Here is a 17,934-nt window from a genome sequence, read left to right as displayed (position 1 = left end):
CGGCCTTCACCCTCATCTCACGGAGTTTATCCCCCCATGAGCCTTCGTCTCGGGATCGTCATGGATCCTATTGCCAGCATCTCCTTCAAGAAAGACAGCTCGCTGGCCATGCTACTGGCCGCTCAAGCACGCGGCTGGTCGCTGTTCTACATGGAGCAGCAGGATCTCTATCAGGTTCGCGGTCAGGCTCGCGCCCGCCTGCGTTCTCTGGAAGTGTTCAACGATCCGCAGCGCTGGTTCACCCTTGGTACGGAGCAGGACACGCCGCTCGCCGAACTGGACGTAATCCTGATGCGCAAGGACCCGCCCTTCGATAACGAGTTCGTCTACTCCACCTACCTGCTCGAGCAGGCCGAGCGCGACGGCGTACTGGTGGTCAATCGGCCGCAGAGTCTGCGCGACTGCAATGAAAAGTTCTTCGCCACCCAGTTTCCTCAATACACACCTGCGACTCTGGTAAGCCGGCGCCCCGACATTGTGCGCCAGTTTGCCGATGAGCACCGTGACATCATTCTCAAACCCCTTGATGGCATGGGCGGATCGCAGATATTTCGCCACCGTGAGGGCGACCCGAATCTCTCGGTGATTCTGGAAACCCTGACCCTGCACGGCCACCAGCAGATCATGGCGCAGGCCTACCTGCCTGCGATCAAGGACGGCGACAAACGCATCCTGATGATAGACGGGGAACCGGTACCCTACTGCCTAGCACGTATTCCAGCAGCCGGGGAAACACGCGGCAATCTGGCTGCCGGCGGTCGTGGCGAGGCACGCCCACTAACTGAACGTGATCGTGAGATCGCCGCCGCAGTGGGCCCGACTCTTCGTGAAAAAGGGCTGATATTCGTCGGACTTGATGTAATCGGGGACCATCTAACGGAAATCAACGTTACCAGCCCGACCTGCATCCGCGAGATCGACGCCGCCTTCGATACCCGTATCGGCGAACGCCTGATGGACTGCATTGCCAACAAGCGCGGACTAAAAGCTTGACGCAAGTGGCAGCCTGGCGCCTGCAACTTGCAGGCGCCTACTGCTACCCGGCAGACTGCGCGACATTCGAAAGCAGACCCGATACGCGATGAACGCAGCAGCCACCCCACCGACCACCTCCTCCGCCAACGCACGACCGGCGGACCGCCTGGGATTCACCCTGTTTCTCGCGGCTGCACTGCACGCGGCACTGATCCTCGGCGTCGGTTTTACCCTGGAGTCTCCGCCGGAAATCAGCAAGACGCTGGAAATCACGCTCTCCACCTTCAAGAGCGAAGAAAAGCCCAAAGAAGCGGATTTCCTGGCGCAGGACAACCAGCAAGGCAGCGGCACGCTGGAACATGCAGCAGCCCCCAAGACCACCGAACAGGCGCCCTTCCAGGACAGCGAGGTGCGCAAGGTCACACCGCCCGCCACCCCGCAACAACCCGCCAGCAAACAGGAAGCACCCAAGGCCGCGGTCGCTACACGTGCACCACAGCAGCAGAAAACTCCGGTCAAACGCGAAGAAACCAAGCCGGTACCTCAAACCCAGCCTGCACCAGTGTTCGACTCTGCTCAGTTGTCCGCCGAGATCGCCAGCTTGGAGGCGGAGCTTGCCCAGGAGGTTCAGCAGTACGCCAAACGCCCGAAGATCCACCGCCTCAATGCTGCCTCGACCATGCGCGACAAGGGCGCCTGGTACAAGGACGAATGGCGCAAGAAGGTCGAGCGCATCGGCAACCTGAATTATCCCGACGATGCTCGTCGCCAACGCATCTACGGTAGCCTGCGCCTGCTGGTGTCGATCAACCGTGACGGCTCGCTGTACGAGGTCCAGGTGCTGGAATCGTCTGGCCAGGCTATGCTCGACCAGGCCGCGCAGCGCATCGTGCGCCTGGCCGCGCCCTATGCGCCCTTCACCGGCGACCTGGCTGATATCGACCGCCTGGAGATCATCCGCACCTGGCGCTTCGAGCGTGGTGATCGCCTGTCGAGCAACTAGAGCGTCGATCGAAACGGCCAGCATACGAAGCCGCGGGCGCCCTGCGTTGCCCTATGGCTTGAAGCCCGGCGGCTTAAAGCCGAAACTAGCCGCCATGAAGAACTCAGCCCCTACCTCGCTCAAGCACCACTTCCTGATCGCCATGCCGCACATGGACGATCCGAATTTCGCGCAAACCGTCACCTACCTGGTCGAACACAACGCACAGGGCGCGATGGGCCTGGTGATCAACAAGCCCAATGGCCTCAACCTGGCCGATGTGCTGGAGCAATTACGCCCCGATGAGGAGCCCGCGGCGCTGTGCCACAGCCTGCCGATCTTCGCCGGCGGCCCGGTACAGACCGACCGCGGCTTCGTCCTTCATCCCGCCGGCCCACAGTTCCAGGCGACCCTGGAGCTGGGCGAGCTGGGGCTTTCGACCTCGCAGGATGTGCTGTTCGCCATCGCCGACGGCAGCGGCCCGGATCGCTACCTGATCACCCTCGGCTACGCCGGCTGGGATGCCGGGCAACTGGAGGCCGAACTGGCCGACAACGCCTGGCTGACCTGCCCCGCCGACAGCACCATTCTCTTCGACCTGCCGTTCGACCAACGCCTGAATGCCGCAGCTGCGCGCTTGGGGGTCAACCTCAGCCTGCTGACTTCACAGGTCGGGCACGCCTGATGAGCGACAAGCCACTGCGCCTGCTGCTGGGCTTCGACTATGGCACCAAGCAGATCGGCGTCGCCGTCGGCCAGGTAATCACCGGCCAGGCCCGCGAACTGTGTGTGCTCAAGGCGCAGAACGGCGTGCCGGACTGGAGCCGCGTCGAAGCACTGATCAAGGAGTGGCAGCCGGACGCCGTGGTGGTCGGCCTGCCCCTTAACATGGATGGCACGCCCAGCGAGATGAGCGCCCGCGCCGAGAAATTCGCCCGCCGCCTCAACGGCCGCTTCAACCTGCCGGCCTACACCCACGACGAACGCCTGACCACCTTCGAGGCCAAGGGCCAGCGCCTACGCGAAGGCCAGAGTGGCGGCTATCGCGAGCGCCCGGTCGATGCCATTGCTGCAGCCTTGTTGCTACAGGGCTGGTTAGAGGAAAACTGCACGGGCTGATCGAGTCAACCCGCACCAAGGAGTTTCGCCATGCTACCCAACCCCAACGATCTACTGCCGGCCATGGCCAGCGCCCTGACCCAGCATCTGAATCGGCGCCAGATCAGCGAACCGCGTTTTATCGGCATACGCACTGGCGGTGTCTGGGTCGCCCAGGCCCTGCTGCAGGCCCTGAATCGTGACGACGCGCTGGGCGTGCTCGACGTGTCCTTCTACCGCGACGACTTCACCCAGAACGGTCTGCACCCACAGGTGCAACCGTCCGAGCTGCCGTTCGAGATCGAAGGCAAGCACCTGGTACTGATCGACGACGTATTGATGAGCGGCCGCACCATCCGCGCCGCGCTGAACGAACTGTTCGATTATGGCCGCCCGGCCAGTGTGACCCTGGTCAGCCTGCTCGACCTCGATGCCCGCGAGTTGCCGATCCGCCCCGACGTGGTCGGTGCCACCCTGTCGCTGGCAGCCAACGAGCGGGTAAAATTGTCCGGCCCCACGCCGCTGACCCTCGAACTCCAGACGCTCGCCAACTGAGACCCCCGCGATGACGCCACTCGCCGCCAAGCGCCCGCTGCAGCTGAACGACCAAGGTCAGCTGCGTCACTTCCTCTCACTCGACGGCTTGCCCCGCGAGCTGTTGACCGAAATCCTCGACACCGCCGACTCCTTCCTCGAAGTCGGCGCGCGCGCGGTGAAGAAAGTCCCGCTGCTGCGCGGCAAGACCGTGTGCAACGTGTTCTTCGAGAACTCCACGCGCACCCGCACCACCTTCGAGCTGGCCGCCCAGCGCCTGTCGGCCGACGTCATCAGCCTCAACGTCTCGACCAGTTCCACCAGCAAGGGCGAGACGCTGTTCGACACCCTGCGCAACCTCGAAGCCATGGCCGCCGACATCTTCGTCGTGCGCCATGCCGACTCCGGCGCTGCGCACTTCATCGCCGAGCACGTGTGCCCGAACCTGGCGATCATCAACGGTGGCGACGGCCGCCACGCGCACCCGACCCAGGGCATGCTCGACATGCTCACCATTCGCCGCCACAAAGGCGATTTCGAGAACCTCTCGGTGGCCATCGTCGGCGACATTCTGCATTCGCGGGTGGCACGCTCGAACATGCTGGCGCTGAAGACCCTGGGCTGCCCGGACATCCGCGTGATCGCGCCGAAGACCCTGCTACCCATCGGCCTGGAGGAAAGCTACGGCGTACGCGTGTTCAGCGACGCCAACGAAGGCCTCAAGGACGTCGACGTGGTGATCATGCTGCGCCTGCAGCGCGAACGTATGCAGGGCGGCCTGCTGCCCAGCGAGGGCGAGTTCTATCGTCTGTTCGGCCTGACCGAGCAGCGCCTCAAGCTGGCCAAGCCGGACGCCCTGGTGATGCACCCAGGCCCGATCAACCGTGGCGTGGAGATCGAGTCGGCAGTGGCCGACGGCCCGCAGTCGGTGATCCTCAACCAGGTCACCTACGGCATCGCCATCCGCATGGCCGTGCTGTCGATGGCCATGAGCGGGCAGAACGCCCAACGTCAACTCAACGCCGAGGAGACCAACTGATGCGTACCGCAATCCTCGGCGCCCGCGTGATCGATCCAGCCAGCGGCCTGGATCAGGTCACCGACCTCTATATAGAAGGCGGCAAGCTGGTCGCCACTGGTCAAGCGCCGGCTGGCTTCGTTGCCGACAACAGTCTCGACGCCCAAGGCCTGATCGCAGCGCCCGGCCTGGTCGACCTGTCGGTGGCCCTGCGTGAGCCTGGCTATAGCCGCAAGGGCAGCATCGCCACGGAAACCCTGGCCGCTGCGGCCGGCGGCGTCACCAGCCTGTGCTGCCCACCCTTCACCAAACCGGTGCTGGATACCTCGGCGGTGGCCGAGCTGATTCTCGACCGCGCCCGCGAAGCCGGGCACACCAAGGTCTTCCCCATCGGTGCGCTGAGCAAGAATCTCGCCGGTGAGCAGTTGGCCGAACTGGTTGCCCTGCGGGACGCCGGCTGCGTAGCCTTCGGCAATGGCCTGGACAACTTCCGCAGCAGCCGTACCCTGCGCCGCGCGCTGGAATATGCAGCCACCTTCGATCTGCAGGTGATCTTCCACTCGCAGGATGCCGATCTGGCCGAAGGCGGCCTGGCTCACGAAGGCCCGACCGCCAGCTTCCTCGGCCTGGCCGGCATCCCGGAAACCGCCGAAACCGTGGCCCTGGCTCGCGACCTGCTGCTGGTGGAACAAAGCGGCGTGCGCGCGCACTTCAGCCAGATCACCAGCGCCCGTGGGGCCGAGCTGATCGCCGCTGCCCAGGCCCGCGGCCTGCCGGTGACCGCCGACGTCGCGCTGTACCAGCTGATCCTCACCGACGAAGCGCTGATCGACTTCTCCAGCCTCTATCACGTACAGCCGCCGCTGCGCTCGCGTGCCGACCGCGACGGTCTGCGCGAAGCGGTGAAAGCCGGGGTGATCTCGGCCATCGCCAGCCATCACCAGCCGCACGAACGCGACGCCAAGCTGGCGCCCTTCGCTGCCACCGAGCCGGGCATCAGCAGCGTGCAACTGCAGCTGCCGCTGGCCATGAGCTTGGTGCAGGACGGCCTGCTGGATCTGCCGACGCTGCTGGCACGTTTGACCAGTGGCCCAGCCGCCGCATTGCGCCTGCCGGCCGGCACGCTGAGCGTTGGCGGCGCTGCCGATATCGTGCTGTTCGATGCCCAAGCCTCCACCGTAGCCGGTGAGCAGTGGTACTCCAAGGGCAGCAATTGCCCGTTCATCGGCCACTGCCTGCCCGGCGCAGTGCGCTACACGCTGGTCGACGGGCATATCAGCTACCAGGACTGAGCCGATACGAGCCCGCCACCCGGCGGGCTCGCCAGCTCCGTAGGGTGTCGCGGGGTCGCCCAGGCCGCGCGCACCAACCGCTGAAGGCCGCGGTGCGCACGGCGCACCCTACGGAGCTGGCGACCTACCCATCCGCGACACGCCCCGCTCTTGCCACGACATTGGACGAAGTAGTGACTCAACGGTCATGATCCACGTCAGGTTAAGCAGCCGAAATTTTCCAAATGCCACCGCCCTATGACCCCGCTCGCGCCCAAAGGCGCCGGCCTGGCGTCGCGCTGGCCTTGTTCAGGAGCTTTTGATTTATGTCGCGCTTACCTGTGATCGTGGGTTTTGGGGGTTACAACGCAGCCGGGCGCAGCTCCTTCCACCATGGTTTCCGTCGCACCGTGCAGGAGTCGTTGGAGCCCCAGGCGCGCCAGGAAACCCTGGCCGGGCTGGCGCAGATGATGAAACTGGTGCGCGTGGTCGATGGCCAGTACCAGGATCAGGACGGCCAAGCACTGAGCCTGGCCGAGATCGAAAGCCGCTACGCCAAGCAGATCCTGGCCGGCACCCTGGTGCGCCGCATCGAGCAGCAGCACCTAGATCCGGACGCCGCCCACTGGCAGAAGAGCATCAGCCTCGCCCCCGTCAATGGCGCCAACCTGAGCTTCATCACCCAGCGCAAGCAATTGCCCGAGCCGCTGCCGGCCAACTGGTCGGTCGAAGAGCTCGAAGGCAATGAAGTACGCGTCACCCTGCATGACAGTTGCGAATTCAAGGTCGACAGCTATCGCCCGCTGGCAGTGAAATCCGCCGGCCAGTTGCCCACCGGCTTCGAGCCGAGCGAGCTGTACAATTCGCGCTTCCACCCGCGCGGCCTGGCCATGACCGTGGTCGGCGTCACCGACGCCCTGCGTTCGGTCGGCATCGACTGGCAGCGCATCGTTCAACATGTCGCACCAGACGAAATCGCCGTGTTCGCCAGCTGCATCATGAGCCAGCTCGACGAGAACGGCTTCGGCGGTATGATGCAGTCGCGCCTCAAGGGTGGCCGCGTTACCGCCAAGCAACTGGCCCTGGGCCTCAACACCATGCCGGCGGACTTCATCAACGCCTATGTGCTCGGCAGCGTCGGCGCCACCGGCAGCATCACCGGTGCCTGCGCCACCTTCCTCTACAACCTGCAGAAGGGCATCGAGCAGATCGCCTCAGGCAAGGCGCGCGTGGTCATCGTCGGCAGCAGCGAGGCACCGATCAACCAAGAGTGCATTGAGGGCTACGGCGCGATGGGCGCTCTGGCCACCGAGGAAGGTCTGCGCCAGATCGAGGGCAAGAGCGAGGTGGACTTCCGCCGCGCCAGCCGCCCGTTCGGCGACAACTGCGGCTTCACTCTGGCCGAAGCCTGCCAGTTCGTGGTGCTGATGGACGACGAGCTGGCCCTGGAGCTGGGTGCCGATATCCACGGCGCCGTGCCGGACGTGTTCATCAACGCCGATGGTTTCAAGAAATCCATTTCCGCCCCCGGCCCGGGCAACTACCTGACCGTGGCCAAAGCCGTGGCCAGCGCCGTGCAACTGCTCGGCCTCGATGCCGTGCGCAGCCGCAGCTTCGTCCACGCCCATGGCTCCAGTACACCGGCCAACCGCGTCACCGAGTCGGAAATCCTCGACCGCGTCGCGGCAGCCTTCGGCATCGAGCAATGGCCGGTCACCGCAGTGAAGGCCTTCGTCGGCCACTCCCTGGCCACCGCCAGCGGCGACCAGGTTATCGGCGCCCTCGGCGCCTTCAAGTACGGCATCGTGCCGGGCCTGAAGACCATCGACTCGGTCGCTGGCGACGTGCATCAGGATCACCTGAGCCTGTCCACCGAAGACCGTAAAGTGGGTGAGCAGGCGCTGGACGTGGCCTTTATCAACTCCAAGGGCTTCGGCGGTAACAACGCCAGCGCCCTGGTGCTGGCCCCGCACGTGACCGAGCGCATGCTGCGCAAACGCCACGGCCAGGCCGCCTTCGACGCCTACCTGGCACGCCGCGAGAGCACCCGTGCCGCCGCAGCCGCCTATGACCAACTTGCTCTGCAGGGCAAGCTGGACATCATCTACAACTTCGGCAACGACATGATCGACGACCAGGCGATCTCCATCACCACCGAAGAAGTGAAGGTGCCGGGCTTCGACCAGCCGCTGGTGTTCAAGAAGGACGCGCGCTACAGCGACATGCTCGATTGAGTTTGCCGCATTCCCGTAGGGCGGGTGCAACCCGCCCTACGATTAAAGCGCCCGCGCTAGCTCGATCAGCTCGCCACGCCACTCGGCGGCGGCCGGCAAGGCCAGGAACGAAGGATTGAGGAAGGATTCGCGCGCCTCGTAGGTCAGCGTCTCGCCGGCCAGATCCAGCACTTCGCCACCCGCCCCTTCCAGTACGCCCTGCGCCGCAGCGGTATCCCACTGCGAGGTGGGCGCCAGGCGCGGATAGCAGTCGGCATTGCCTTCGGCCAGCAGGCAGAATTTCAACGAGCTGCCGATATTGGCCAGCGCCGGCTCGCCGAAACGCGCGGCCAGCCCCGCCAGCAGAGTTTCCTGCGCGGCGCTGGAGTGACGTTTGCTGGCTACCAGGGTGAAACCCTGCGCAGGCGCCAGGCGCACGCTGATCGAATACTCCTCGCCCGGCACGTCGCTGCACCAGGCGCCCAGACCAGCGCCGCCGTAATAGCAGCGGCCATTGGCGGGAATACCCACCACACCGAAGACCACTCGTCCCTGTTCGATCAACGCGACATTGACCGTGAACTCTTCGGAGCCGGAGATGAATTCCTTGGTGCCATCGAGCGGATCGACCAGCCACCAACGCGTCCAGGCGGCGCGCTCAGCCAGCGGAATGTCGGCGGCCTCCTCCGACAGCACCGGCACCTCCGGCGCCAGCGCCTGCAGGCCATCGAGCAGGATATGGTGCGCGGCCAGGTCGGCGGCGGTCACCGGCGAGGCATCGGCCTTCTCCGTCCACGCCACATCGCTACGCCAGTACGGCAGGGTCGCCGCGCCGGCGGCACGTACCAGGTCGATTACCTTGGGGATATAGGGATGGCTCATGGACGGTACTCCCCGCGCTGAGTCAGCAGGTCGCGCACCAGGTACAGCGCCGCCAGTGCGCGGCCTTCACTGAACTGTTCGTGCTGGGCCAGGCTGGACAGCTCGCGCAGGCTGATGCGGTCGACCCGCATCGGCTCGGGCTCGTCACCCGGCAGGCGCTCTTCGTACAGATTGCGCGCCAGCACCACCTGAATCTTCTGGCTCATGTAACCAGGCGACAGGCTCAGCTCGGTGATGTACTCCAGCTCGTGCGCGCCGAAACCAGCCTCCTCCTTGAGCTCACGGTTGGCTGCCACCAACACGTCTTCACCCGGCTCGATCAGGCCTTTGGGCAGCGACAGCTGGTAGTCATCGATGCCGCCGCAATACTCCTCGATCAGCACCGCGTGCTCGGCGTCGAGCATCGCCACCACCATCACCGCACCATAGCCCGAGCCCTTGCCGACCAGTCGCTCATAGGTGCGCTCCGTGCCGTTGGAGAAGCGCAACTGCACTTCCTCGACACGAAACAGACGGCTGCTGGCGACAATTTCGCGAGCGAGAACCGTGGGCTTTTGGCGCATGAGGCGACTCCTTGGCGGGACCGAGCGGGTTATCATACAGCGGCTTTCGCCATTATCCGTGGCCGAGATTGCATCAAGGCGAAACAGGCCACGGATTGACCCTTACCCCCACAGGACACCTTTAAAACGTCGGCGAGGCAGTCAGCGCAAGGCGCAACGACCAACGGGAGTAACAGCCGAAGGCTGGCCCGAAGGGTGAGCACCAGCGAATCAAACAGAGGCGAGAACGCGGAGTGTACTGTTGTACATGAGCATTCGAGCCTGTTTTCAACGCAGCGATGACAACGCAGGTAGTTTTTAAGGTGTCCGATCAGAGAGATGAGCATGCCCGTACTACCCTGGCAGCAGATCGACACCGTCCTGCTGGACATGGACGGCACGTTGCTCGACCTGCACTTCGACAACCACTTCTGGCTCACCCACCTGCCGCAGCGCTACGCCGAGCACCATGGCATCAGCCTGGCGCTGGCCCAGGCCGAACTGCTACCGCTGTTTCGCGAGCATGCCGGTACGCTGAAGTGGTACTGCACCGACTTCTGGAGCCGCGAGCTGCGGCTGTCGATCCGCGAGCTCAAGCGCGAGGTCGCGCACCTGATCGCCCTGCGCACGGATGCAGAACTGTTTCTGCGCGCCCTGCGCGAAGCTGGCAAGCGCGTGGTGCTGATCACCAACGCGCACCGCGACTCACTGTCACTGAAACTGGAACGCGTCGAGCTGGCGCCCTGGTTCGAACGTCTGATCAGCTCCCACGACTACGGTTTCCCCAAGGAGGATCAGCAGTTCTGGTTCGCCCTGCGCCAGGATGTCGATTTCGACCCGGCCCGCAGCCTGTTCATCGACGACAGCCTGCCGATCCTGCGTAGCGCCGGACTCTTTGGCGTCGCCCATCTGCTCGCCGTGCGCCAACCAGACAGCCAGGCCGGGCCTAAAGATACCGAGGAGTTCGCCGCAGTGGAGGACTACCGGGAGTTGGTGCACGGACTGCCTGCGACACCCTCACTGTAGGAGCCGGCTTGCCGGCGATCGTGAATGATGCCGATCGCCGCCAAGGCCAAGCCCCCGCCGCACCTGAGCGCGGGTTTAGTCAGGAATCCGCAATACCTGCCCCGGATAAATCTTGTCCGGGTGACTGAGCATCGGCTTGTTGGCCTCGAATATCTTCATGTAGGCGTTGGCATTGCCGTACTCGGCCTTGGCAATCGCGCTCAGCGTGTCGCCCTTCTTGACCGTGACGAAGCGAGCTTCGGGCGCGGGCGTAGTCACGCTGATCTGATCATCGACCTCACCGACACCGGCCACGTTGCCCAGCGCCAGGAGAATCTTTTCCTTCTCCTCCTGGCTGGCCACTTCGCCGCGAGCGATGACCTTGTCGCCCTCGACGCTGACCTCGATGTTCGGGTTGCCCAGGCCAACCTTGGCAACATGTTCCTTGAGCGATTCGGCGGCCTGCGCCTCCTGACCCACCAGTGACTCCCAGAGTTTGACCCCGGCGTCTTTGACAAAGGCAAACAGACTCATGGCAATTCCTCTCGTTCCTTGCGAATGACCGGGCAAAGCGCCCGGAGACCAAAGTCTAGTTCAGGAACCCCCCCTGATTAGCGTTCGCGCATTAGAATCCGGGCAAACCAGGAGCCCCCATGGATATAAAGCAGCTGAAATTCCTCGTCGCCCTCGACGAGACCCGCCACTTCAGTCAGGCCGCTGCGCGCTGCCACGTGACCCAACCGACGCTGTCCATGCGCTTGCGCCAACTGGAAGACGAGCTGGGTCTGGAGCTGGTCCGTCGCGGCCAGCGTTTCGAGGGTTTCAGCGCCGAAGGTGAGCGTATCCTGGCCTGGGCACGCAGTGTGCTGGCCGCACAGGATGGCCTGCTCGCCGAAGCTGCAGCCTGTCGTGGGCACCTGGTGGGCACCCTGCGCCTAGGCGTGGTGCCGCTGGCCAGTTTCGACCCGATGCGCCTGATCAGTCTGTTCGCCGAGCGTCACCCCGGGCTGCGTTTCCAGTTGCACGCGCTGAGCAGCGATCAGATTCTCGAGGGACTGGTCCGCAATCAGCTCGACCTTGGTCTGTCCTATCTCGACCGACTCGACCGCGAGCACTTCGCCAGCCTGGAACTGGCCGAAGCACGCATGGGCCTGCTCTACGATCAGCGCCACTTCCACTTCGTCAGCGCCAGTCTGCGCTGGGAGCAGCTGGCCAACCTGCCCCTGGGCCTGCTCTCGACCGGTATGCACTTTCGCCAGTCCATCGATCACAGCTTCCGTGCTCGCGGCCTGAGCCCGCAGGTACGCCTGGAGGCCGATGCCGTGCACCATCTGACTCAAGCGGTCAGCGCCGGGCTGTGCTGCAGCGTCATGCCATTGCCGACCGACGGCGCTCCGACCGACGGTCATCTGCGCCTGCTACCCATCGAGGACGCTCATACCCTGGCACCTCAGGGCCTGATCATGCGCCGCAGCGCCCCTGCCTCACCGCTCGCGCAAGCCTGTTTCGAAGAGGCACGAGAGTGGCTGGCGAACGCTTGATAGATTTGCTCGATCAACACATCAAAGCCAACGATTAGACGCTCCCCGCCCATGGGCCTAGGCTTAGCTGTGTCAATCTGTCACAGAGCGCGCCTCGATGGCCAAGCCAGCCGCCCAGCCGCACATTGCCAGTGCCTATACCTACGCCGAACTCGGTGACGGTCGCGCGCAGCACGCTGCACTGGCCGAAGAATGTGCCCTGGCGATCAGCTACAACGACCTGAACCAGGCGGTGATGATGGTTTCGCCCCATCACCTGGAAGATTTTGCCGTCGGCTTCAGTCTTGGCAACGACCTGATCAAGTCAATCGACGACATCTATGACATCCAGTTGCGCGGCCTGGGTGACAGCCGCGAAGCCCGCTTGCAGGTCAGCAGCCGCGCCTTCTGGGCGCTCAAGCAGCAACGCCGACAAATGGCTGGCACCAGTGGTTGCGGCCTGTGCGGCGTGGATGCACTGGAACAGGCGCTACCAGCCCTGACCGCCCTACCCGGCGCAGCATTACCGCCACTTGAACATCTCACCGGACTGCGCGAGCGCATTGGTGAGCAACAGCAACTGGCACGCCACAGCGGCGCGCTGCATGCCGCCTTGTTCATCGATGCCAGCGGTGAGATTCGTCTGTGCCGTGAAGACATCGGTCGCCATAACGCCCTGGACAAGCTGATCGGCGCCATCGCCCGCGAACGTATCGACACTCACGGTGGCTTCGCCCTGGTCACCAGCCGCTGCAGCCTGGAGCTGCTGCACAAGGCGGTACGTGCCGGCATCGGCACCCTGGTGAGCCTGTCCGCGCCCACCGCACTGACCGTGGACTGGGCGCGGCGCCATCGCCTCAACCTGATCCACCTGCCCCATCACAGCACGCCGCGGGTCTACAGCCCTGCGCCTGACGAAGAAGAACGACCATGAGCCTGCAACCCGTCAATCCTCGCTATAAGCCCTACAAAGGCCCAGCCGCTGGCTGGGGTGCACTGAACGCCGTGACCCGTTTCTGGCTGGACAGCAAGCAGCCGTTCAAGAACCTGCGCGCGTTGCTCAAGACCAACCAGAACGGCGGTTTCGACTGCCCCGGCTGCGCCTGGGGCGACTCGCCCGAAGACGGCCATATCAAGTTCTGCGAGAACGGCGCCAAGGCGGTCAACTGGGAAGCCACCAAACGCCGCGTGGACCCGGCCTTCTTTGCCCGCTACACGGTCAGCCAACTGCGCGAGCAGAGCGACTACTGGCTCGAATACCAGGGCCGCCTGACCCACCCAATGCGCTATGACGCCAGCACCGATCGCTACACGAAGACCACCTGGGCCGAAGCCTTCGCCCTGATCGCCAGGCATCTGAAGGCGCTGCCGAGTCCGGATCACGCCGAGTTCTACACCTCCGGCCGGGCCAGCAACGAGGCGGCGTTTCTCTACCAGTTGTTCGTCCGTGCCTACGGCACCAACAACTTCCCCGACTGCTCGAACATGTGCCACGAGGCCAGCGGCGTCGCCCTCGGCCAAAGCGTGGGCATCGGCAAGGGCAGCGTGACTTTCAACGATTTCGAGCATGCCGACGCCATTTTCGTCCTCGGCCAGAACCCCGGCACCAATCACCCGCGCATGCTCGAACCGCTGCGCGAGGCGGTCAAACGCGGCGCCCAGGTGGTCTGCTTCAACCCACTGAAGGAGCGTGGCCTGGAGCGCTTCCAGCATCCGCAACACGCGCTGGAGATGCTCACCAACGGCTCCGAGCCGCTGAACACCGCGTTCTTCCGTCCGGCCCTCGGCGGCGACATGGCCGCCATGCGCGGCATCGCCAAGTTCCTCCTGCAGTGGGAGCGCGAGGCGCAGGCCAAGGGTGAAGCAGCGGTGTTCGACCATGCCTTCATCGCCGAGCACACCGATGGTGTCGAGGCCTACCTGAAGCTGCTCGACGACTGCAGCTGGGAGGCGCTGCAGGCTCAGTCCGGCCTGAGCCTGCAGGAGATCGAACAGGCGGCGCGCATGTACCGCCGCGCCGAGCGGGTCATCATCTGCTGGGCCATGGGCATCACCCAGCACCACCATTCGGTGGCCACCATCCAGGAAATCGTCAACCTGCAACTGCTGCGCGGCAACCTCGGCCGCCCCGGCGCCGGCCTGTGCCCGGTACGTGGACACAGCAACGTGCAGGGCGACCGCACCATGGGCATCAACGACCGCCCGCCGGTCACGCTGCTAGACGCCCTGGAAAAGCGCTTTCAGTTCAAGGTACCGCGCGAGAATGGCCACAACACCGTCGAGGCGATCAACGCCATGATCGACGGCCAGGCCAAGGTATTCATCGGCCTCGGCGGCAACTTCGCCCAGGCTACGCCGGACAGCCCGCGTACGCACAAGGCGCTGCAGAGCTGCGACCTCACCGTGCAGATCAGCACCAAGCTCAATCGCAGTCACCTTACCGTCGGCCGCGACGCGCTGATCCTGCCGTGCCTCGGCCGTACCGATATCGACCTGCAGGCCAGCGGCCCGCAGGCGGTGACGGTGGAAGATTCGTTCAGCATGATCCACGCCTCCTACGGCCAGCTCGAACCGCTCTCCGGCAGCGAGATGCGCTCGGAGCCGGCCATCGTCGCCGGGATCGCCAAGGCCACTCTGGGCAACCATCCGGTGGACTGGGACGCGCTGATCGCCGATTACGACCGCATCCGCGAGCTGATCGCCGACACCATCCCCGGCTTCGAGGATTTCAACCAGCGTGTCGCTCACCCCGGCGGTTTCTACCTCGGCAACTCGGCCGGCGCGCGCCAGTGGAAAACGGCATCCGGCAAGGCCAACTTCAAGGCCAATGCGCTGCTCGACGACCTGCTGCCCCCGCAGGTGCGCGAAAGCGGTGAGACGCCGGATCTGATCCTGCAAACCCTGCGCTCGCACGATCAGTACAACACCACGGTGTACGGCCTCGACGACCGTTATCGCGGCGTGCGCGGGCAGCGCGACGTGCTCTTCGCCAACGAGGCGGACATCCTGCGCCTGGGCTTCAAGCCAGGTCAGAAGGTGGACATCCGCTCGTTGTGGAACGATGGCATCGAACGCCGGGTGAGCGGTTTCACCCTGCTCGCTTTCGATATCCCGGCCGGCCAGGCCGCTGCTTACTTCCCCGAAGCCAATCCGCTGGTGCCGCTGGAAAGCGCCGGCGTCGGCAGCAGCACACCGACCAGCAAGTTCGTCGCCATCCGCCTGCAGGCTGCCAGCGGCGGCAATCTGCTGGGCAGCAGCGCAACAAGCTGACCGGCGGCCAGGAACCTCGTACAGAAATCGCTGGTCAATGGCATAACGCTCGCCATCTGGCGGTTTCTGTTATCGAGGTGTCCATGAAGTCTCTGCAACTCTTCTTTCTTTCCCTTGGCCTGACTAGCGGCGGTTTTGCCTTTGCCGGCAATACCGAGGCCGGCCTGGGCGGCGCACTAGGTGGCGCAGTGGGTGCGATGGTTGGTCAGCAGGTCGGTGGCAACACTGGCGCCGCGGTCGGTGCCGGTCTCGGTGGCGCTGCCGGCAGCATGGTCGGCGCGGATCGCCGCAGTCGTACCGAAGCCGCGATTGGCGGCGCCCTGGGCGCAGCGGGCGGTAACGTCGTCGGCCAGCAGGTCGGTGGTAACACCGGTGGCGTGGTCGGTGCAGCAGTCGGCGGCGGCGCTGGTGGCGCGCTGGGCAACTACATGGGCAACGCCAGCTACGACGATGATCGTCGCGGCAAGCATCACAAACACCATGGCAAAAAACACAAGAAGCACCACAAACACTGGCGCCGTCACTGACGGATGCCTGGGGTCTGTTGGCATTTCGACGCAAGCCGCGTTGCCGCGAGAAATGGCTCCCGGTTAGGCGCAGGACGCAGATAATGGTCATTCCCTTGCCAAGTCCTGCAACAACAGCGGGAGTCATTTCCTGCGCAACCCGAAGGGCCGGGCCAGTTTTAGCGTGGAGCGTCGTTACTCGACGGCTCATTTGGGCAACCAAACTTCGCGTCTCGTGCCTAGCTCCGCGCTAAAACTGGCTCCGGCGCGGTCGCGGCGAAACGCCAACAAATCCCATCACCCAGGGTTCATGGCGACGACCGAAGGCCACTTCGACCTGCGCCTTGAACCCTGTTTGTTCGTAGCTGCGCTCCCAGCCACGCGCTAATTCACGATAGGCGTAAGGCACACTCAGGCGGTCATTCTCCAGGCGAATGGTGGCGCCATAACCGGCCTCTGCAGCGTGGCGATAGGGCTCGATACGCCCGGCCAGTAACACCTGACGCTGCCGATCCGGCCAACGCTGGCGCAGCACCTGCGCATCCACGCCCGCATCCACCAGCATCAAACGGCTGGCCTGCTGCTCGACGAATTCCAGGCGACGCTGGCGATCATCACGCTCCTGCTGTAACACCTCGCTCTCTGGCTTGGCGTGCAATTCAGCTTCGGCCCCGCTCAGAGCCTGCCGCGCCTCGTCGACCTGACCTCGGTACAACGGTCCATCCAGCTCCAGCACCAGCCAGACTTTGCGTGCAGGCTGTCTGTTCAAGGCTTGTTCATCGGTAGCGGAGAACCCCAGCTCGCGCAGCTTGGCCTCGTCCAGCCAGGGCAACTGCCAACCATCACCAGGGCGCTGCCAGCTCAGTTGCAGACGCAGTACGCCATCGTCCTCATCGCGCAACCAGCCACCGTAAACGCGCTGCAGCTCGCGCTCGCTGAGCAGCAGTTGCGCCTCGGGCTCGCCACTGCGGTTGTACCAGACGCCGCCCAGGGCGACGGCATTGCTCAGCAACACCACACCAAGGCCAAGCCATGTTGCCCGCTTCATCGTGCACCTCCCGACGCGTTGCGCCGCCAGCGTTGCAACACCACCAGCAGTAGCACGGCGATCAACCCGAGCAGGAGGAAGAACAGGTAGCGCGGCAGCAACTGCCACCACCAGTCGAACAGCTTGACGAAGAGCATGATCAACGCGAAGACCAGGCCGGTGTTGAACACCTCGCCCCAGCCGCGGCGAATGCCGAGCCATATCGTCAACCCGGCGAGGACGAAACCGAGCGCCTGGTAGAACGCCTCGATCCAGCCCGTCGACCAGTCGAGATAGCTGCCGCCGCCCCAATAGGACAGCACCAGCACCGGACCGAGCAAGTAGAGCAGCCCCACTACTCGGTAGCAGGCGGCAAGGCCCGGATAACGCCGCTGCTCAAGCACTTGCGGCACGAGCAACAGCGCCGCCAGCGGCATGAACAGCTCCGGCCGTTCACCCAGCGACCACCAGTGCCAGCCCGCCCAATCACCCAGGCGAGCCGCGATAAACAGACCTAAGCAGAGCAACCCCACTACCAGCAAAAGGCGCTGCTGGCACTGGTAGGCAAGCAGCAGTGCCAACGCACCCCAAGGCAGCAGGGCCCTGTCCGACGGGGTGATATTGAAGATCTGCCCGAGCATCGACAGGTTCAGCACGAAGCAGACGAACGCCAGCACCGCGGCCAGCTTCGCGTAATAACCCGAAGTGTCGTGAGCCTGCAGCCAGAAGCACAGCAGCAGGCTGCCCAGGGCACTGCCCACCAGAATGCCGACCTGCGCGAAGGCATCGAACAGCCCCCAGAACTGGTAGAACAGAAAGAACAATCCGGCCGCCAACGCCAGCGCGCCGAACAGCGAGGCCAGACGCATCCCCAGCGACAACTGGCACGCGCGAGCATCGGCGTCGATATCCAGCGACTGGCGAAAGTGCGCCAGCAATTGGCGATGATGGTCGTTGACGGCTTGTTCCTGTGCCTCGCTCAGTTGCAACACCTGCTCCTGGCGCAACTCCGCCAGCTCCTCGCGGAAGGCGGCGATGCTAGCGGCGCGCTGTTGCGCCTGCTCACGCTCGAGATCGGACATGGGCACTCC

At 64.4% G+C, this 17,934-nt stretch carries 18 protein-coding genes; 13 read left to right on the top strand and 5 right to left on the bottom strand.

Annotated elements, in window-relative coordinates:
- Positions 1 to 36: 36 nt before the first annotated feature.
- From gshB to ACNFCJ_RS01800, 8 genes are all read left to right on the top strand, one after another.
- Entirely contained in the window at positions 37 to 993 is a 957-nt protein-coding gene (gene gshB / locus ACNFCJ_RS01835; protein ID WP_416769444.1) for a glutathione synthase, read from the top strand.
- 88 nt (positions 994 to 1,081) lie between these two features.
- Positions 1,082 to 1,978, top strand: coding sequence for an energy transducer TonB (locus ACNFCJ_RS01830; RefSeq protein ID WP_143504594.1), 897 nt, complete (start codon positions 1,082 to 1,084; stop codon positions 1,976 to 1,978).
- Between the two features lie 94 nt (positions 1,979 to 2,072).
- Complete coding sequence (locus tag ACNFCJ_RS01825) at positions 2,073 to 2,642, top strand: YqgE/AlgH family protein (RefSeq protein WP_416769441.1); 570 nt, start codon at positions 2,073 to 2,075, stop codon at positions 2,640 to 2,642.
- Entirely contained in the window at positions 2,639 to 3,076 is a 438-nt protein-coding gene (gene ruvX / locus ACNFCJ_RS01820) for a Holliday junction resolvase RuvX (protein ID WP_099522898.1), read from the top strand. Before ACNFCJ_RS01825 ends, ruvX begins: the two co-directional genes overlap by 4 nt.
- Positions 3,077 to 3,106: 30 nt before the next feature.
- Entirely contained in the window at positions 3,107 to 3,610 is a 504-nt protein-coding gene (gene pyrR / locus ACNFCJ_RS01815) for a bifunctional pyr operon transcriptional regulator/uracil phosphoribosyltransferase PyrR (RefSeq protein ID WP_416769440.1), read from the top strand.
- Positions 3,611 to 3,620: 10 nt separating this feature from the next.
- Positions 3,621 to 4,628 carry an aspartate carbamoyltransferase catalytic subunit gene (locus ACNFCJ_RS01810; protein WP_275545584.1) on the top strand — a complete coding sequence of 336 codons (1,008 nt, stop codon included), beginning with the start codon at positions 3,621 to 3,623 and terminating at the stop codon, positions 4,626 to 4,628.
- On the top strand, positions 4,628 to 5,899 hold the full coding sequence (locus tag ACNFCJ_RS01805; RefSeq protein WP_416769438.1) for a dihydroorotase: 1,272 nt from the start codon (positions 4,628 to 4,630) through the stop codon (positions 5,897 to 5,899). Before ACNFCJ_RS01810 ends, ACNFCJ_RS01805 begins: the two co-directional genes overlap by 1 nt.
- Before the next feature lie 305 nt (positions 5,900 to 6,204).
- Positions 6,205 to 8,112, top strand: coding sequence for a beta-ketoacyl synthase (locus tag ACNFCJ_RS01800; protein WP_416769437.1), 1,908 nt, complete (start codon positions 6,205 to 6,207; stop codon positions 8,110 to 8,112).
- Positions 8,113 to 8,154: 42 nt separating this feature from the next.
- On the opposite strand, the gene cysQ is transcribed toward ACNFCJ_RS01800, so the two are convergent.
- Together cysQ and nudE are read right to left on the bottom strand one after the other, a co-directional pair.
- Entirely contained in the window at positions 8,155 to 8,973 is an 819-nt protein-coding gene (gene cysQ / locus ACNFCJ_RS01795; RefSeq protein WP_416769435.1) for a 3'(2'),5'-bisphosphate nucleotidase CysQ, read from the bottom strand.
- A complete protein-coding gene (gene nudE / locus ACNFCJ_RS01790; RefSeq protein WP_416769433.1) occupies positions 8,970 to 9,536 on the bottom strand; it encodes an ADP compounds hydrolase NudE in 567 nt (188 codons plus the stop codon). Before nudE ends, cysQ begins: the two co-directional genes overlap by 4 nt.
- 324 nt (positions 9,537 to 9,860) lie before the next feature.
- Between nudE and yrfG the strand changes: the two genes are divergently transcribed.
- Positions 9,861 to 10,541: a GMP/IMP nucleotidase gene (gene yrfG, locus ACNFCJ_RS01785; RefSeq protein ID WP_416769432.1), complete on the top strand. Its 681-nt coding sequence runs from the start codon at positions 9,861 to 9,863 to the stop codon at positions 10,539 to 10,541.
- Positions 10,542 to 10,616: 75 nt separating this feature from the next.
- Here yrfG and lysM read toward each other — a convergent pair whose 3' ends face one another.
- Positions 10,617 to 11,054, bottom strand: a complete 438-nt coding sequence (gene lysM / locus ACNFCJ_RS01780) for a peptidoglycan-binding protein LysM (RefSeq protein ID WP_104729930.1) — start codon at positions 11,052 to 11,054, stop codon at positions 10,617 to 10,619.
- A gap of 119 nt (positions 11,055 to 11,173) precedes the next feature.
- Between lysM and ACNFCJ_RS01775 the strand changes: the two genes are divergently transcribed.
- The 4 genes from ACNFCJ_RS01775 to ACNFCJ_RS01760 all read left to right on the top strand — a co-directional run bounded on the left by ACNFCJ_RS01775 (position 11,174) and on the right by ACNFCJ_RS01760 (position 15,837).
- Positions 11,174 to 12,061, top strand: coding sequence for a LysR family transcriptional regulator (locus ACNFCJ_RS01775; RefSeq protein WP_416769430.1), 888 nt, complete (start codon positions 11,174 to 11,176; stop codon positions 12,059 to 12,061).
- A gap of 97 nt (positions 12,062 to 12,158) precedes the next feature.
- Positions 12,159 to 12,974 carry a formate dehydrogenase accessory sulfurtransferase FdhD gene (gene fdhD, locus ACNFCJ_RS01770; RefSeq protein ID WP_143504605.1) on the top strand — a complete coding sequence of 272 codons (816 nt, stop codon included), beginning with the start codon at positions 12,159 to 12,161 and terminating at the stop codon, positions 12,972 to 12,974.
- Positions 12,971 to 15,310, top strand: coding sequence for an FdhF/YdeP family oxidoreductase (locus ACNFCJ_RS01765; RefSeq protein ID WP_416769427.1), 2,340 nt, complete (start codon positions 12,971 to 12,973; stop codon positions 15,308 to 15,310). The genes fdhD and ACNFCJ_RS01765 overlap by 4 nt, the downstream gene beginning before the upstream one ends.
- An 83-nt stretch (positions 15,311 to 15,393) precedes the next feature.
- Positions 15,394 to 15,837: a hypothetical protein gene (locus ACNFCJ_RS01760; RefSeq protein WP_099522908.1), complete on the top strand. Its 444-nt coding sequence runs from the start codon at positions 15,394 to 15,396 to the stop codon at positions 15,835 to 15,837.
- A gap of 229 nt (positions 15,838 to 16,066) precedes the next feature.
- Here the strand turns inward: ACNFCJ_RS01760 and ACNFCJ_RS01755 are convergent, their stop codons facing one another.
- Positions 16,067 to 16,864 (bottom strand): DUF4824 family protein, encoded by a 798-nt coding sequence (locus tag ACNFCJ_RS01755; RefSeq protein ID WP_416769426.1) that lies wholly within the window; start codon positions 16,862 to 16,864, stop codon positions 16,067 to 16,069.
- The gene (locus ACNFCJ_RS01750) at positions 16,861 to 17,925 is read right to left on the bottom strand and encodes a DUF2157 domain-containing protein (protein ID WP_416769425.1); all 1,065 of its coding nucleotides are present in this window, start codon (positions 17,923 to 17,925) and stop codon (positions 16,861 to 16,863) included. The genes ACNFCJ_RS01755 and ACNFCJ_RS01750 overlap by 4 nt, the downstream gene beginning before the upstream one ends.
- Positions 17,926 to 17,934: the final 9 nt, after the last annotated feature.

This window comes from Pseudomonas sp. NY15364 (genome assembly GCF_048068235.1).
In the GTDB taxonomy this organism is placed as follows: Bacteria; Pseudomonadota; Gammaproteobacteria; order Pseudomonadales; family Pseudomonadaceae; genus Aquipseudomonas; species Aquipseudomonas mendocina_D.
This window is presented reverse-complemented; position numbering and strand designations above follow the sequence as displayed.

Bases quoted from the DNA above. Each gene is read 5' to 3' on its own strand.
- gshB (WP_416769444.1), top strand. From the start codon at position 37: ATGAGCCTTCGTCTCGGGATCGTCATGGATCCTATTGCCAGCATCTCC.
- ACNFCJ_RS01830 (WP_143504594.1), top strand. From the start codon at position 1,082: ATGAACGCAGCAGCCACCCCACCGACCACCTCCTCCGCCAACGCACGA.
- ACNFCJ_RS01825 (WP_416769441.1), top strand. From the start codon at position 2,073: ATGAAGAACTCAGCCCCTACCTCGCTCAAGCACCACTTCCTGATCGCC.
- pyrR (WP_416769440.1), top strand. From the start codon at position 3,107: ATGCTACCCAACCCCAACGATCTACTGCCGGCCATGGCCAGCGCCCTG.
- ACNFCJ_RS01810 (WP_275545584.1), top strand. From the start codon at position 3,621: ATGACGCCACTCGCCGCCAAGCGCCCGCTGCAGCTGAACGACCAAGGT.
- ACNFCJ_RS01805 (WP_416769438.1), top strand. From the start codon at position 4,628: ATGCGTACCGCAATCCTCGGCGCCCGCGTGATCGATCCAGCCAGCGGC.
- ACNFCJ_RS01800 (WP_416769437.1), top strand. From the start codon at position 6,205: ATGTCGCGCTTACCTGTGATCGTGGGTTTTGGGGGTTACAACGCAGCC.
- cysQ (WP_416769435.1), bottom strand. From the start codon at position 8,973: ATGAGCCATCCCTATATCCCCAAGGTAATCGACCTGGTACGTGCCGCC.
- nudE (WP_416769433.1), bottom strand. From the start codon at position 9,536: ATGCGCCAAAAGCCCACGGTTCTCGCTCGCGAAATTGTCGCCAGCAGC.
- yrfG (WP_416769432.1), top strand. From the start codon at position 9,861: ATGCCCGTACTACCCTGGCAGCAGATCGACACCGTCCTGCTGGACATG.
- lysM (WP_104729930.1), bottom strand. From the start codon at position 11,054: ATGAGTCTGTTTGCCTTTGTCAAAGACGCCGGGGTCAAACTCTGGGAG.
- ACNFCJ_RS01775 (WP_416769430.1), top strand. From the start codon at position 11,174: ATGGATATAAAGCAGCTGAAATTCCTCGTCGCCCTCGACGAGACCCGC.
- fdhD (WP_143504605.1), top strand. From the start codon at position 12,159: ATGGCCAAGCCAGCCGCCCAGCCGCACATTGCCAGTGCCTATACCTAC.
- ACNFCJ_RS01765 (WP_416769427.1), top strand. From the start codon at position 12,971: ATGAGCCTGCAACCCGTCAATCCTCGCTATAAGCCCTACAAAGGCCCA.
- ACNFCJ_RS01760 (WP_099522908.1), top strand. From the start codon at position 15,394: ATGAAGTCTCTGCAACTCTTCTTTCTTTCCCTTGGCCTGACTAGCGGC.
- ACNFCJ_RS01755 (WP_416769426.1), bottom strand. From the start codon at position 16,864: ATGAAGCGGGCAACATGGCTTGGCCTTGGTGTGGTGTTGCTGAGCAAT.
- ACNFCJ_RS01750 (WP_416769425.1), bottom strand. From the start codon at position 17,925: ATGTCCGATCTCGAGCGTGAGCAGGCGCAACAGCGCGCCGCTAGCATC.